This is a genomic window from Bradyrhizobium sp. JR4.3 (genome assembly GCF_040547695.1).
Lineage (GTDB): Bacteria > Pseudomonadota > Alphaproteobacteria > Rhizobiales > Xanthobacteraceae > Bradyrhizobium > Bradyrhizobium canariense.
In genome coordinates, this window is sequence record NZ_JBEPQF010000006.1 from 194395 (window position 1) to 207706 (window position 13312).

Genomic DNA, 13312 nt, shown 5'->3' on the forward strand with positions numbered 1-13312 from the left:
CACGGGCGTGCGCCGCCCGCAGTTGGAGTGTTGTGTTGCATGCGCCGTTTTTTCTTTGATCTTATGCTCGGCAATATCGTGAAGATCGATCCGGGTGGCATGGTGTTCGAATGCCCCGAAGCGACATTCGTGGTAGCCAACGAGATGGCAAGCCACCTGTTCGTCTGGCGCGACGATTTGCGCGGCCGCGATGCCTGCATCCGGGTCAGAGACACCGACGGGCGCGAGATCTATCGCGCCGCCGTCTGGTCGGAGAATCTGGAGAAGGTCGGCTGGGACGAGGTGTGAGCGGCCCGGTGCGCTATCGCGACTCTGCATCAGTAGCACCCGAAACGGATATCCGTTCGTTGCCCGGCCGGCGCCTCCTCCGATCGGAGGATGCCGCATGCTGTGGTTGTGGTATGCTTGGTGATATTGATCACATAGGCCATTTATAGCTATGCACGGACCGCGGAAGCTGCCCGACCTCGTCGAGGCCATCTACGATGCCGGACTCGATCCTTCGCTGTGGAACAACGTCGTCACCGGCATCCGCGACTTCGTGGGCGGCCAGGCCTGCGGACTGTTTTCCAAGGATTCCATCAGCAAATTCGGCGTCACGCACTATTATTGCGGGGCGGACCCGCACTACATCAAGCTCTATTCCGAGACGCATTCGAAGTTCGATCCGCTGACGGTCCTGCCGCCGCACGGCCAGATCGTCAGCATTCCCGATCTCGTCAATTTCGATGAATACCGGGGCGGACGCTTTTACCAGGAATGGATGCAGCCGCAGGGTTGCAGCGATGCGGCCAACGTCGTGCTCGAGAATTCGAATGCGAGCTGCCCCGTGATGATGACGGTGCTGTCGGGCCGCCGGATGGTGGATCCGGTGATGAAGCACCGCCTCTCGCTGGTCGTGCCGCACGCCAGCCGTGCGTTGCTGATCAACCGCGCCATGACCTCGCAACTGACGTTGGCGACGGCGTTGGCGGAGGTCCTGGACAATCTTGCCTGCGGCATCTTCCTCCTCGATGGCTTCTGCCGGCTGGTACACGCGAATTCCGCGGGGCACGCCTTGCTTGCGGCCGACGATCTGGTTCGGTCCGTTGCCGGGCAACTGGTGACCAGCAGTGCGGAGGCCAATCAGACGCTGCGGGAAGCGTTCGCGGCCCGCAATGAAATTGCCCTGCTTGCCGCGAAGGGGCAGGCGTTTTCGCTGCTTTCGCCCTCGGGCGAGCGCTACGTCGCGCACATCCTGCCGCTCTCCTCGGTCCTGCGGCACGGCAGCGAGCGGGTGGTCGATGCCGTCGGTGCGCTGCTCCTGCGCAAGGTATCGCTCGGCGGACAGTCCTACGGCGAATTGATCGCGCGGACTTTCGACCTTACACCGGCCGAGCTGCGCGTCTTCCTGTCGATCGTCGAGGTTGGCGGCGTCCCGGAGACGGCAGTCGCGCTCGGTATCGCAGAAACGACGGCGAAGACGCATCTGCATCGCGTGTTCGCCAAGACGGGCGTTTCGCGTCAGGCCGATCTCGTCAAGCTCGCGGCAGGATTCTCCAATCCGCTGGTCAACTAGGCGGCTCATTGCGCCCTCAGGATTGAACCTTTCCCTCCCTCGCCAGACTCACAGGAGCCGCCGGGCATGAAGAACATGTCGCCATCTCCATGTGTCACTACTGGCTCTTCCGATGCCCCGACTTCCAAAACCGTCCGAGTTGATTGAGACTATCTATGACGCAGGTCTCCACCCGGAGTTGTGGAGCGAGGTCGTTGTCAAGCTCAATGCCTTCATCGGCAGCCAGGCCTGTGGTCTGATTTCGAAGGACCCGGTCAGCAAATCAGGCGCGACGCATTATTATTGCGGGGTCGATCCGCACTACATTCAGCTCTATGCGGAGACCTACTCCCGGTACGACCCGCTTGCTCGGCTTCCGCGCTATGGCGAGGTGCGCAACATCCCCGATCTCGTGGATTTCGACGAATATCGCCGCGGCCGCTTCTACCAGGAATGGCTGCGCCCCCAGGGCTGCGTCGACGTCGCCAACGTGGTGCTGGAGCAGTCGAAGTCGCCGTCTCCGATGCTGATGACCGTGATCCCGGGCAGGGAGATGCTCGATGCCGAGCAACGGGCGCGGATGCAGTTCCTGGCTCCGCATGCGAGCCGGGCGCTGTTGATCAACCGGGCGATCGAGCGGAAGCAGCAGCGCGCGATCGCGCTCGCCGACGTCGTGGACCAACTGAATGCCGGTGTCATCCTGCTCGATTCGACCTGTCATATCGTCCACAGCAATCCGGCCGCGGCGACGATCCTGGCCGTCGACGATGTCCTGCGGTCTGTCTCGGGCCGGCTGGTGGCAAGATCCTCCGCTGCTAATTCGGCCCTGCGCGATATTTTCCGTGACACAAGCGAGGTCGCGTTGGCGGCATCTTCGGGACGGAAAATTCCGCTGATGTCGCATGACGGTTCTTACTACGTCGCGCAAATCATCGCGCTGCCATCACTGCTGCGCGAGGGTAGGGCCGAGCGCAGTTCGGCCGTCGGAGCCTTGTTCATCTGGAAAGCGGAGCTCGACGGCCGCTCGTGTGCCGGTCTCATTGACCGCACCTTCGAACTCACGCCTGCGGAACTGAGGGTCTTGCAGTCGATCGTCGATGTCGGCGGCGTGCCGGAGACGGCGGTTGCGCTCGGTATCGCGGAGACGACGGTGAAGACGCATCTGCATCGCGTGTTCGCCAAGACCGGCGTTTCTCGTCAGGCCGATCTCGTCAAGCTCGCAGCTGGATTTTCCAATCTGCTCGTGCACTGAGACGCCTTCAAAAACACACGCGAGTCGCTGCAGCTCGCAATAGGTTCAATCAGAAGCATCATTAGAAAGTTATCGCACGTCGTTCGATCGAATGACGCGATTTTCCACGCGCTATTCTACTGAACATCACACGGTCTGTTGTTCGACGCGTCAGGCATTTGTGTGAAGCAACTCACTGTAGGCGGAAGTGGATCCCGTCAATCTCTCGAACAGGTTGAGAGGAGATTGTCATGCGAACGACGTCACCGGTTCTGACAGGCAGGTTCCGCGATATCGTCGCCCGCATAGGCGCGATACTCCGCGCGCAGCGGGAAATCGACGCGCAGCGCGTGTTGCAACGCTATCGCCACCTGCTGGACCAGCCGCACGAAGCGCCGTGTTTGAATGAAATTATTCCCGTCTCCCGTGAAGAGGATACTTTTGAAAATGCCAACGGAGTTGATCCGCGCGAGCGCACGACCGGCCACCCCAAATTCGAACGTGCGTAACGTCAGCATCGTCGCCATTGCGCTGACCGCGGCGCTCGTTGCTCTCCAACTGGTCGGCCTCGCGATGCTGGAGCGATCTCATGCTTACGCGCATCCGTCGGCTCCACTCGAGCCGGCCGCTTGCACGGAGAGCGCCGATATCTCTGTCTCGCAAATTCCCTACGACTGACCGGAGGGCGGATTGTGCCTGATGTCACGACTCTGATGCTGCTCAGCGTTGCCGTGTTCGCCGGTGCCTTCGTCTCCGGGCTCTCGGGATTTGCCTTTTCCGCAGTGGCGGGCGCCATCCTGCTCCGGGTGTTTCAGCCGCTCGAAGCCGTGCCGCTGATGATGGCGTGCAGCATCGGCGTGCAGGCGACCAATCTGTGGGCGCTTCGGCGCAATATTCGCTGGGAAGGCAGTCTGCTGCTGATCGTCGGTGGCTTGATCGGCGTTCCCATCGCGGTATCGCTGCTCCAGAGCACTGATACGCATCTGCTCCGGCGCGGCTTCGGCATTATCGTTGCACTCTATGCGGCCTACATGCTGCTGCGGCCGACTCTGGTGACGGCCGGCGAGGCGGTCGGGCGGCACTGGGTCGCGTTGATCGGGTTCGGGGGAGGGCTGGTCGGCGGGCTGACCGCGATGCCCGGCGCGATCCCGACGATTTGGTGCGACATGCGCGGCATGCCCAAGAGCGAGCAGCGCGGCCTGGTGCAGCCGTTCATCGCCGCGATGCAGGTGTTCGCGATCGCGCTGCTGGTCGGACATCAGGACCTGTCGTCGAAAGTCTTCGTCGATCTCGCGGTCAGCCTGCCGGCGCTGTTCGCAGGCTCCGCGCTCGGCGTGATCGCCTTTCACCGAGTCAACGAGACGGTCTTTCGGAAGACCGTGCTCGTTCTGTTGTTGCTGTCGGGGATTTCCCTGATCTAGTGCCCGGCGCCCTGAACCGGTGCCGCGCTGATGTCGCTGCCGTGATGGACCAGCGGCTTCATGCCGGTAACGGTCCGCAGCAGCACATAGAACACCGGCGTCAGGAACAGGCCGAACACGGTGACGCCGATCATGCCGGAGAACACGGCAACGCCCATGGCGCGCCGCATCTCCGAGCCTGCACCGGTCGAGAGCACCAGCGGCAGCACGCCCATGATGAACGCCATCGACGTCATCAGGATTGGACGAAGCCGTAAGCGGCTCGCCTCGATCGCAGCCCGGATCGGCGTGCGTCCCGCAAATTCGAGCTCGCGCGCGAATTCGACGATCAGGATCGCGTTCTTGGCCGAGAGGCCCACCAGCACGATCAAGCCGATCTGGGTGAAGACGTTGTTGTCGCCCTTGGAGATCCAGACGCCGAACATCGCAGCCAGCAGGCCCATCGGCACGATCATGATGATCGAGAGCGGCAGGGTCAGGCTCTCATAGAGCGCGGCCAGCACCAAGAACACCAGGAGGATCGCCAGCGGGAACACCCACAGTCCGGAATTGCCGGCGATGAACTCCTGATAGGTCAAGTCGGTCCATTCGAAGGCAAAGCCGGGCGGCAGCGTCTCCGCCGCGATCCGCGTCGCGACCTCCTGCGCCTGACCGGAGGAGAAGCCGGGCGCAGCCGCCGCGTTGATGTCGGAGGACAGGAAGCCGTTGTAGCGGATCGCGCGCTCGGGACCTGCGCTCTGGCGAACGCTCAACAGCGCCGAGAGCGGCACCATGTCGCCCGAGGACGAGCGCACCTTCAACTGCCGGATGTCGTCGGCGCGGGCGCGGAACGGCGCGTCGGCCTGCACCCGGACCGAATAGGTGCGGCCAAACTTGTTGAAGTCGTTGACGTAGTAGGAGCCCAGGTAAATCTGCAGCGTGTTGAACACCTCCGTCACGGGCACGCCCAATTGGAGCGCCTTGGTGCGGTCGATGTCGGCGAACAGCTGGGGCACGTTGACCTGGAAGCTCGAGAACACGCCGGCGATCTCCGGCGCCTTCTGCATCGCCGCCATGAACGCCTTGGTCGCCTCGTTCAGCGCCTCATAGCCGAGACCGGCACGGTCCTCGATCTGCAGCTTGAAGCCGCCGATGGTGCCGAGGCCGTTGACCGGCGGCGGCGGGAACATGGCGATGAAGGCTTCCTGGATGCCGGCATATTTCTTGTTCAGCTCGGCCGCGAGCGCGGGGCCGCTGAGCGAAGGATCTTTGCGCTCGTCGAACGGCTTGAGCGTGGAGAACACGATGCCAGCATTGGAGGAGTTGGTGAAGCCGGCGATCGACAGGCCCGGAAAGGCGACCGAACTCTCGACACCGGGCTGGGTCAGCGCGATGTCGCTCATCTTGCGGATCACCTCTTCAGTGCGATCGAGCGCTGCACCGTCAGGCAGCCGCGAGAAGCCGACCAGATATTGCTTGTCCTGGCCCGGCACGAAGCCACTCGGCACCTGCTGGAACAGGAGCGCGGTCACGCCGACCAACACCACATAGAGCCCCATCACCGCAGCCTTGCCCGAGATCACCTTGGTGACGGTGCCGCTGTAATTCTCTGACGAGCGTGTGAACACCTTGTTGAATCCGCGGAAGAACCAGCCGAGGCCCTTTTCCATGATGATCGTCAGCCGGTCCTTAGGCTCATTGTGTCCCTTGAGCAGCAGCGCCGACAGCGCCGGCGACAGCGTCAGCGAATTGATGGCGGAGATCACGGTTGAGATCGCGATCGTCAGCGCGAACTGCTTGTAGAACTGCCCGGTGAGGCCGGAGATGAAGGCGAGGGGCACGAAGACCGCGATCAGCACCATCGCGATCGCGATGATCGGGCCGGAAACTTCACGCATCGCCTGATAGGTCGCATCGCGCGGCGACAGCCCGCCCTCGATATTGCGCTCGACGTTCTCGACCACGACGATGGCGTCGTCGACCACGATACCGATCGCGAGCACGAGCCCGAACAGGCTGAGCGCGTTGATCGAGAAGCCGAACACGTGCATCACCGCGAAAGTGCCGACGATCGATACCGGCACCGCGAGCAGGGGAATGATCGAAGCGCGCCAGGTCTGCAGGAACAGGATCACCACCAGCACCACCAGCGCGATCGCCTCCAGCAGCGTGTGGATGACGGCCTCGATCGAGGAGCGCACGAACTGGGTGGGATCGTAGACGATCTGGTAGGACACGCCTTCCGGCATGTTCTTCTTGATCTCGGCCATGGTGGCACGGACGTGATCGGAGATCTCCAGCGCGTTGGAACCGGGCGCCTGGAAGATCGGGATCGCCACCGCCTGCTTGTTGTCGAGCAGCGAGCGCAGGCCGTATTCGGACGCGCCGAGCTCGATGCGGGCGACGTCGCGCAAGCGCACGACTTCGCCACGCGTACCGGTCTTGACCACGATGTCGCCGAATTGCTCTTCGTTCGCGAGCCGCCCTTCCGCATTGACGGACAGCTGCAGGTCGATGCCCTTGACGTTCGGGGAGGAGCCGACCACGCCGGCAGCCGCCTCGACGTTCTGCGCCTGGATTGCCTTGACGATGTCGCTCGCAGTCAGTCCGTGTTCGGCGGCCTTCTGCGGATCGACCCAGACCCGCATCGAATAGTCGCCGGCGCCATAGAGCTGGACATCGCCGACGCCGTCGATCCGTGCAAGGCGGTCCTTGACGTTGAGCACGGCGTAATTGCGCAAATAGGTCATGTCGTAGCGCCCGTTGGGCGACAACAGATGCACGACCATGGTGAGGTCGGGCGACGACTTCTTGGTGATGATGCCGAGCTGGCGCACCACAGCGGGCAGGCGCGGCTCGGCCTGCTGCACGCGGTTCTGCACCAGCTGCGTCGCCTTATCGGGGTCGGTGCCGAGCCGGAACGTCACCGTCAGCGTCATCGCGCCGTCGGTGGTGGCCTGGCTCGACATGTAGAGCATGCCTTCGACGCCGTTGATCTGCTCCTCGATGGGAGTCGCCACCGTCTCGGCGATCACCTTGGGATTGGCGCCGGGATAGGTCGCGCGCACGAGGACGGAGGGCGGCACGACGTCGGGATATTCCGAGATCGGCATCGCGAACAGCGAGATCAGGCCGGCGAGGAAGATCAGGACCGACAAGACGCCGGCAAAAATCGGACGATCAATGAAGAACTTCGAGAGATTCATGGCTTTGCCCCTGCGCGAGAGACAGCTCTCCCGTCATTCCCGGGCGCGGGCAAAGCCCGCAAACCTGGAAATCCAGAAGTGATGTCTTGGTAGTTCAACCAATTCGACAATCCGGCTCGCGCTGGCCGCGCGTTCCGGCATGGCGGAGACGCTAACGCTGCACGACGTCCTGATTACTGTGGTTGGAGGCCTGCTGCGGCCCGCGCGCGCCCATTGCCGCGATCTCCGTCTTAAGCAGGGCGCCCGGGCGCACGCGCTGGAGGCCGTTAACGACGATGCGGTCGCCGGACTTCAGGCCCGCGGTGACGATGCGCAAGCCATCGACCGCGCCCCCGAGCGTGATCGGCCGATAGACCGCGCGGCTGTCGTCGCCGACCGCCATCACGAACTTCTTGTCCTGGTCGGTGCCGATCGCGCGCTCGTCGATCATGACCAGCGCCTGCTGCTTTGGCTGGCCCATGCGCACGCGGGCGAACTGACCGGGGATGAGACGCCCGTCCTCGTTTCTGAACACCGCGCGGACACGGATGGTGCCGCTCTGGCCGTTGACCTGGTTGTCGATGAGCTGGATGTGGCCCTTGGCCGAGAGGCCGCCTGAGGTCGTCATCTCCACCGGGATCTGGTCTAAATTGCCGCGCTTGCCGGAGGCATCTGCGATCGAGTTCAGCGCCCGCAGCACCACCTCCTCATCCGCATCGAACGACGCGTAGATCGGATTGACCGAGACCAGCGAGGTCAGCACGGGGGAGGCGGTGCCGGCGGCGACGAGATTGCCGACGGTGATCTCGATCTTGCCGACGCGGCCGTCCACGGGCGCGCGCACCTCGGTGTAGTCGAGATTGAGCTTTGCGGTCTGGAGCGTCGCCTCGGCCGCCTTCACGTTGGCGATGGCCTCGCGGTAGGCATTGTCGCGCTGGTCGTAGTCGCGCCGCGTCACCACGGCGTTGCCGACCAGCTGCGCGCCGCGCTCGAGCTCGCTCTGCGTGAACACCACGCGCGCTTTCGCCGCTTCGACCTGGGCGGCGGCCTTGTCGACCTCGGCCGCGTAAGGCGCCGGATCGATCTTGAACAGAACGTCACCGGCCTTCACCAGCGCGCCTTCGGTGAAGTTGGCCGACAGGATCGCGCCAGCCACGCGCGGGCGAAGCTCGACGCGTTGGATCGCCTCGAGCCGGCCGGAGAAATCGTCCCAGAGCACCGTCTGCTTTGGTTCGATCAGCGCGACAGTGACGGGGACGGCTTGCTCGGCCGCGGCGGTCGCGGTCGCCTGCGCGGCACGAAAGTAATGGCCGGTCGCGATCGAGCCGGCTACGACGAGAGCGCCCACGATGGCGACACCGCCGAGAAGGCGGCGGACACGGTCAGGGCGAGAGGTATTTTGGGAGGGGGGCATTTGCGCGCTCCAGATATGTAGTGTTCACTACAGATGTGGAGCTGGATACCGCAGCGCAAGATACTTATGTACCGTCCGCTAAGAAAATTGTAGCCGCTTACCGCAAGAGTTGGCAAGTGGAAGAGAAAATAAAGCGAGAACAAATAGATAGGATCAGGCGTTAGGTCAGGGACGACGCCGATTTCGAGGAGAACAGGCACATGGGCATGGGACGCCCCCGCGAATTCGACGCCGAGACGGCGTTGGATCAGGCGATGGAAGTGTTTTGGCGCCATGGCTATGAGGGTGCCACGATCGCTCAGTTGACCGAGGCTATGGGCATCAATCCGCCCAGCCTCTATGCCTGTTTCGGCAACAAGGAAGGGCTGCTGAAGGCCGCGCTCGACCGCTATACAAAACTGCGCAACGTCTGGATGGACGAGGTGGTGGCTGCGCCCACCGCCCGCGACGTCGCCGAACGGATGCTGATGGGCATCGCCGACAAGCAGACCGATCCGGCCAACCCGCCCGGCTGCCTGCTCGTGCAGGGCGGCATTGCGTGCGGCACCGGATCAGAGAGCGTCCCCTTCGAGCTCGCCGCCCGCCGCGCGGAGAACGAGGACCAGCTTCGCGACCGTTTCATCCGCGCCAAGGCCGAAGGCGATCTCAAGCCGACCTCGGATCCCGCGGCACTCGCGCGCTACGTCTCGGCCGTCTCGGTCGGCATGGGCGTGATGGCGTCCTCAGGCTCCGATCGCGAGGCATTGCAGCAGGTCGCGAGCGTGGCCGTGCAGGCGGTCGAGGCACAGTCGGCCGACAGAACTTAATCGCCCTCGATCAGCTCGCCATTACTTTGCAGCCAACAACGGCGGCGGGACGAAGCCGCCGAACGCGCGTTCGATCAGTCCGGCGAGCGCAATCGTCGTGCGATCCTCGAGATAAGGCCCGATGATCTGGACGCCGATTGGCAGGCCCGATGGCGTGCGCTCGATCGGAACGGCCGTTGCAGGCAGTCCGCAGGTCGAAGCGGGGTCTGCCCAGATGAAGCACGCATCGGCATAGGGATAGAGCTGTCCATCGATATCGAGTTGCCGCGCGTCGAACGGCTCGGACTGGTCCTGTGGAAAGGCCGGCACGGCGGCGGCCGGGTAGATCACTGCGTCGAAATCGCGGAACAGCTCCTGCCACCGTTGTTGCAGCCGCAAGCGCGTCGCATCGGTCGCGAGCCATTCGCGATGGATCATGCCCCAGCCGCGCGCGCGCTCGGCCTGCAGGCTGCGGTCGTCGGGCGAGAGTGCCGCGGCAACGCCTTGCGCCTCTGCGAAGGCGGCCGGTGTCAGGCGTGGACTTCGCGCCGCGTTCAACAGCTTCATGTAGAGCCGCGCGGATTCGGCGAGATCGGGCAGTGACGCACTCGAGCGCGCGACCCGTGCGCCTGATCGTTCGAGCCGTTCCGACAGCCGCCCGATGGCGGAACGCACGGCATCGCCCGTCGGCATCAACGGATGCGTATCGATCACGAGGATCCTGAAATCCCTGAGCTGGTCGTGTCGCGGGGCCGGCAGCGCAAGACGATAGCCGATCCCGTCGCGCGTCTCATCCGGCCCCGCGATCACGTCGAGCGCGAGTGCGAGATCCGAGGCGGTGCGCGTCATCGGCCCGACGACAGCCAGATCGCCCTGGCCAGGCACGGGCGGCGCCGGCGGCAGGTTGTATCCGCGCAGCGGGACCAGGCCGTGGCTCGGCTTGTGTCCGAACACACCGCAGAAATGTGCCGGCACCCGGATCGAGCCGCCGATATCCGAGCCGATTGAGAGCGGACCGAACCCTGCGGCCAGCGCCGCGCCCGATCCGCCTGAGGAGCCGCCGGGCGATCGGCCGAGATCCCACGGATTGTTCGTCGTCCCGTAGATCTCATTGTAGCTCTGAAAATCCCGCAGACCGATCGGGATATTGGTCTTGCCGATGATGACAGCACCCGCCGCCTTCAACCGCGAGACGACAAGGGCGTCCTCCGCCGGTTGGAAATCTTTGAAATGCGGAAAGCCCCATGTCGTCGGCAGGCCGGCGACGTTGAACGGTTCTTTCAACGTCACGGGGATGCCGAGCAATGGCTGCCGCTCGCCGCGGCCAAGCGCGGCATCGGCGGCGCGCGCGGCGTCTCGTGCGTGATCGAAATCGCGAACGATGACGGCATTGATCCGCCCGTCCAGCGCCTCGATGCGCGCGATCGTATGCTCGATCAACTCCGACGCAGAAATGTTGCGCGCGTGTAGGGCGCTCAGCAATGTGCTGATCGAACCATAGTCCCAGTCAGTGGCGGTCGATCCGGGCGGCATCACGATCTCCATTGTCTTGCATCGCCGCGTCGATGTCGCTCGGCTGCAAATCGATCCGAGTATCGAGCATGCAATTTGGCAGATGGGATGAGGAGGCCGCGCAACGGGAACCAGATCTGTCCGCCGGTCGGGGGCCGAAGGCGGCGCCCGGCCATCAGATCGCGGGATACGCACTTCTTGCCCCGCTCTATGCGCGATCGATGGGCTCTGTACGCGCTGCTACTCACGTGGCATTGGGGGCGGTGAAGCCTAGATACTGACGAGCATGTTCGCCCTGACATTCCTTGGGACCTCCGCCAGCGTTCCGTCGGCGGAGCGCAACCATCCGGCTCTCCTGGTGGGGGCGGCGGGCAAGCGCGTCCTCATCGATTGCGGCGAGGGTACGCAGCGCCAGTTGCTGCGCAGCGGCGCGGGCTTTCGACGGCTTGACCGCATCCTGCTGACGCATGCCCATCTCGATCACGTGCTCGGCATCCCCGGTCTCTTCTCGACGCTGGGGTTGCGCCAGCAATCGGACGTGATGACCGTCCATGGAGGGCAGGGCACGCTCGACATCGTCACCCGCATGCTTGCCGGCCTGTGGGGCGCGGGCAGGGCGCCGATCCCCGTGGAGTTCGCACCGCTAGCCGAAGGACAGGTTATCGACGCCGGCGACTTCACCATCGACTGCTTTCCGGTTCGCCACCGCGACACCGACAGCTTTGGTTTTTGCTTCCAGAGTCCCGCACGTCGCCATCTTGAGCGGGAGCGCCTCGCCGAACTCGGTGTTCCCGATGGGCCGCTACGTGGAGAACTGGCCGCGGGACGACCAGTCGTGATCGCCGGCCGTACGATCGATTCGGAAGACGTTCTGGGGCCGCCGAGCGGCGGCAGGAAGCTCGTGGTCATCGGCGACACCGAAACTACCGACGGGCTGTCCGAACATGTCGCCAACGCCGATCTGCTGGTGATCGAGGCGACCTTCCTCGATCGCGACGCCGCGACCGCACGGGACTATGGCCATCTCACCGCACGCGAGGCGGCTTCATTTGCTGCCGCGAACAACGTCGGGCAACTCGTGCTGAATCACATGTCGGGGCGTTATCGGGACGAAGAGATTTTGGCCGAAGCGACCATGATTTTTCCGAACACGCGGATCGCCGCCGACTTCGATCGCATCGTGATTTAGCGGCCGCTCAAATAGAGCGCAACCTCTGACGATCTGATTGTGAGCTGCCTATCTGGAGTGGCTGGGGAACTAGGATTCGAACCTAGACAAACAGAGTCAGAGTCTGTTGTGCTACCGTTACACCATTCCCCAACGGAATAGCCGAACAAATTCAATGACTTGTTGATTTGTCCGGCTGTGGCCGATGGCACTTATCGCGCAAATCACGGCTCAGGCGTGGGAGGGTTTCTACCCGCTCGGCTGTGGGCTGGCAAGCGCTGCGACGCAGGGTGTTTTGCGGTCCACTTGGGGCGTGCGGGCCGTGGGATCGCGGACTCCGGCGGCGCGCCCCGGCGGCGCGCGACCGTTTGCCTCATCCGAAAATCACGCTTCCTGGTCGGATCGTCAGGCGCCGCATCGTCCTTCGGACACACACACCAAGGAGATCCGTGATGCCCTATGTCGATGGTTTCGTGCTGGCCGTGCCGAAGGACAAGATCGAGGCTTACAAGGCGCTGGCGAAAACGGCCTGCGCGATCTGGATGGAGCACGGTGCGCTCGATTACGTCGAATGCATCGGCGACGACGTGCCCTATGGCGAGCTCACCTCGTTTCCGCGTGCCGTGATGGCGAAGGAGAACGAGATCGTGGTGTTTTCCTGGATCGTCTATCGCGACCGGGAGACTCGCGACGCCGTCAACAAGAAGGTGATGGCGGACCCGCGGCTGAAGTTGGACGGCATGCCGTTCGACGGCAAACGCATGATCTATGGCGGCTTCACGACGCTGCTGAGGGCGAGCGACCCCGTGTGGTGAGGGGGCTGACCAGGCCCACACGTCGGTGCTTGTCAATGCAGCCTCGTGGCAAGCCGTCACTTGCCGATATAGCCTTTACGTCAAGGCCGGCCATCTCGTGCACGACCTCAACATCGGCGGCAGTCATCAGATCGTCCGCTCGGAGCGCAAGATGCCGTCGGCCGCGACCGAGGCAGCCCGGTGTCGCATTGCGTGACGCCGTTCGAATTCGAAGGACGGCTCTCGCGCGTCACCGTCACCATGCACGACGACCAGAAGCTCGACG

The 13312-nt window shown here is 63.7% G+C and carries 11 protein-coding genes and 1 tRNA gene; 7 read left to right on the top strand and 5 right to left on the bottom strand.

What is annotated here, in order from left to right:
• Positions 1-39 precede the first annotated feature (39 nt).
• The 3 genes from ABIB91_RS12875 to ABIB91_RS12885 all read left to right on the top strand — a co-directional run bounded on the left by ABIB91_RS12875 (position 40) and on the right by ABIB91_RS12885 (position 2789).
• Positions 40-288, top strand: a complete 249-nt coding sequence (locus ABIB91_RS12875; protein ID WP_007592384.1) for a DUF6894 family protein — start codon at positions 40-42, stop codon at positions 286-288.
• A gap of 151 nt (positions 289-439) precedes the next feature.
• Positions 440-1558, top strand: coding sequence for a helix-turn-helix transcriptional regulator (locus ABIB91_RS12880; protein ID WP_354161322.1), 1119 nt, complete (start codon positions 440-442; stop codon positions 1556-1558).
• 112 nt (positions 1559-1670) lie between these two features.
• A complete protein-coding gene (locus tag ABIB91_RS12885; RefSeq protein WP_219684631.1) occupies positions 1671-2789 on the top strand; it encodes a helix-turn-helix transcriptional regulator in 1119 nt (372 codons plus the stop codon).
• Positions 2790-3031: 242 nt separating this feature from the next.
• Here the strand turns inward: ABIB91_RS12885 and ABIB91_RS12890 are convergent, their stop codons facing one another.
• Positions 3032-3295 (bottom strand): hypothetical protein, encoded by a 264-nt coding sequence (locus ABIB91_RS12890; protein ID WP_219684632.1) that lies wholly within the window; start codon positions 3293-3295, stop codon positions 3032-3034.
• 165 nt (positions 3296-3460) lie between these two features.
• Between ABIB91_RS12890 and ABIB91_RS12895 the strand changes: the two genes are divergently transcribed.
• Complete coding sequence (locus ABIB91_RS12895; protein ID WP_354127889.1) at positions 3461-4189, top strand: sulfite exporter TauE/SafE family protein; 729 nt, start codon at positions 3461-3463, stop codon at positions 4187-4189.
• Here ABIB91_RS12895 and ABIB91_RS12900 read toward each other — a convergent pair.
• Together ABIB91_RS12900 and ABIB91_RS12905 are read right to left on the bottom strand one after the other, a co-directional pair.
• A complete protein-coding gene (locus ABIB91_RS12900; RefSeq protein ID WP_007592372.1) occupies positions 4186-7374 on the bottom strand; it encodes an efflux RND transporter permease subunit in 3189 nt (1062 codons plus the stop codon). The genes ABIB91_RS12895 and ABIB91_RS12900 overlap by 4 nt on opposite strands.
• A gap of 151 nt (positions 7375-7525) precedes the next feature.
• Positions 7526-8767 carry an efflux RND transporter periplasmic adaptor subunit gene (locus tag ABIB91_RS12905; protein WP_354161327.1) on the bottom strand — a complete coding sequence of 414 codons (1242 nt, stop codon included), beginning with the start codon at positions 8765-8767 and terminating at the stop codon, positions 7526-7528.
• 200 nt (positions 8768-8967) lie between these two features.
• Between ABIB91_RS12905 and ABIB91_RS12910 the strand changes: the two genes are divergently transcribed.
• On the top strand, positions 8968-9573 hold the full coding sequence (locus ABIB91_RS12910) for a TetR/AcrR family transcriptional regulator (RefSeq protein WP_007592368.1): 606 nt from the start codon (positions 8968-8970) through the stop codon (positions 9571-9573).
• Between the two features lie 21 nt (positions 9574-9594).
• Here ABIB91_RS12910 and ABIB91_RS12915 read toward each other — a convergent pair whose 3' ends face one another.
• Complete coding sequence (locus ABIB91_RS12915; RefSeq protein WP_502916971.1) at positions 9595-11085, bottom strand: amidase; 1491 nt, start codon at positions 11083-11085, stop codon at positions 9595-9597.
• Positions 11086-11350: 265 nt separating this feature from the next.
• Between ABIB91_RS12915 and rnz the strand changes: the two genes are divergently transcribed.
• Positions 11351-12253, top strand: coding sequence for a ribonuclease Z (gene rnz / locus ABIB91_RS12920; RefSeq protein ID WP_219684637.1), 903 nt, complete (start codon positions 11351-11353; stop codon positions 12251-12253).
• 58 nt (positions 12254-12311) lie between these two features.
• On the opposite strand, the gene ABIB91_RS12925 is transcribed toward rnz, so the two are convergent.
• Positions 12312-12385, bottom strand: a tRNA-Gln gene (locus tag ABIB91_RS12925).
• Positions 12386-12684: 299 nt separating this feature from the next.
• On the opposite strand from ABIB91_RS12925, the gene ABIB91_RS12930 reads away from it, so the two are divergent.
• Entirely contained in the window at positions 12685-13047 is a 363-nt protein-coding gene (locus ABIB91_RS12930) for a DUF1428 domain-containing protein (RefSeq protein WP_007592362.1), read from the top strand.
• Positions 13048-13312: the final 265 nt, after the last annotated feature.

Bases quoted from the DNA above. Each gene is read 5' to 3' on its own strand.
- ABIB91_RS12905 (WP_354161327.1), bottom strand. From the start codon at position 8,767: ATGCCCCCCTCCCAAAATACCTCTCGCCCTGACCGTGTCCGCCGCCTT.
- ABIB91_RS12890 (WP_219684632.1), bottom strand. From the start codon at position 3,295: ATGGCGACGATGCTGACGTTACGCACGTTCGAATTTGGGGTGGCCGGT.
- ABIB91_RS12910 (WP_007592368.1), top strand. From the start codon at position 8,968: ATGGGCATGGGACGCCCCCGCGAATTCGACGCCGAGACGGCGTTGGAT.
- ABIB91_RS12880 (WP_354161322.1), top strand. From the start codon at position 440: ATGCACGGACCGCGGAAGCTGCCCGACCTCGTCGAGGCCATCTACGAT.
- ABIB91_RS12930 (WP_007592362.1), top strand. From the start codon at position 12,685: ATGCCCTATGTCGATGGTTTCGTGCTGGCCGTGCCGAAGGACAAGATC.
- ABIB91_RS12885 (WP_219684631.1), top strand. From the start codon at position 1,671: ATGCCCCGACTTCCAAAACCGTCCGAGTTGATTGAGACTATCTATGAC.
- rnz (WP_219684637.1), top strand. From the start codon at position 11,351: ATGTTCGCCCTGACATTCCTTGGGACCTCCGCCAGCGTTCCGTCGGCG.
- ABIB91_RS12915 (WP_502916971.1), bottom strand. From the start codon at position 11,085: ATGCCGCCCGGATCGACCGCCACTGACTGGGACTATGGTTCGATCAGC.
- ABIB91_RS12875 (WP_007592384.1), top strand. From the start codon at position 40: ATGCGCCGTTTTTTCTTTGATCTTATGCTCGGCAATATCGTGAAGATC.
- ABIB91_RS12900 (WP_007592372.1), bottom strand. From the start codon at position 7,374: ATGAATCTCTCGAAGTTCTTCATTGATCGTCCGATTTTTGCCGGCGTC.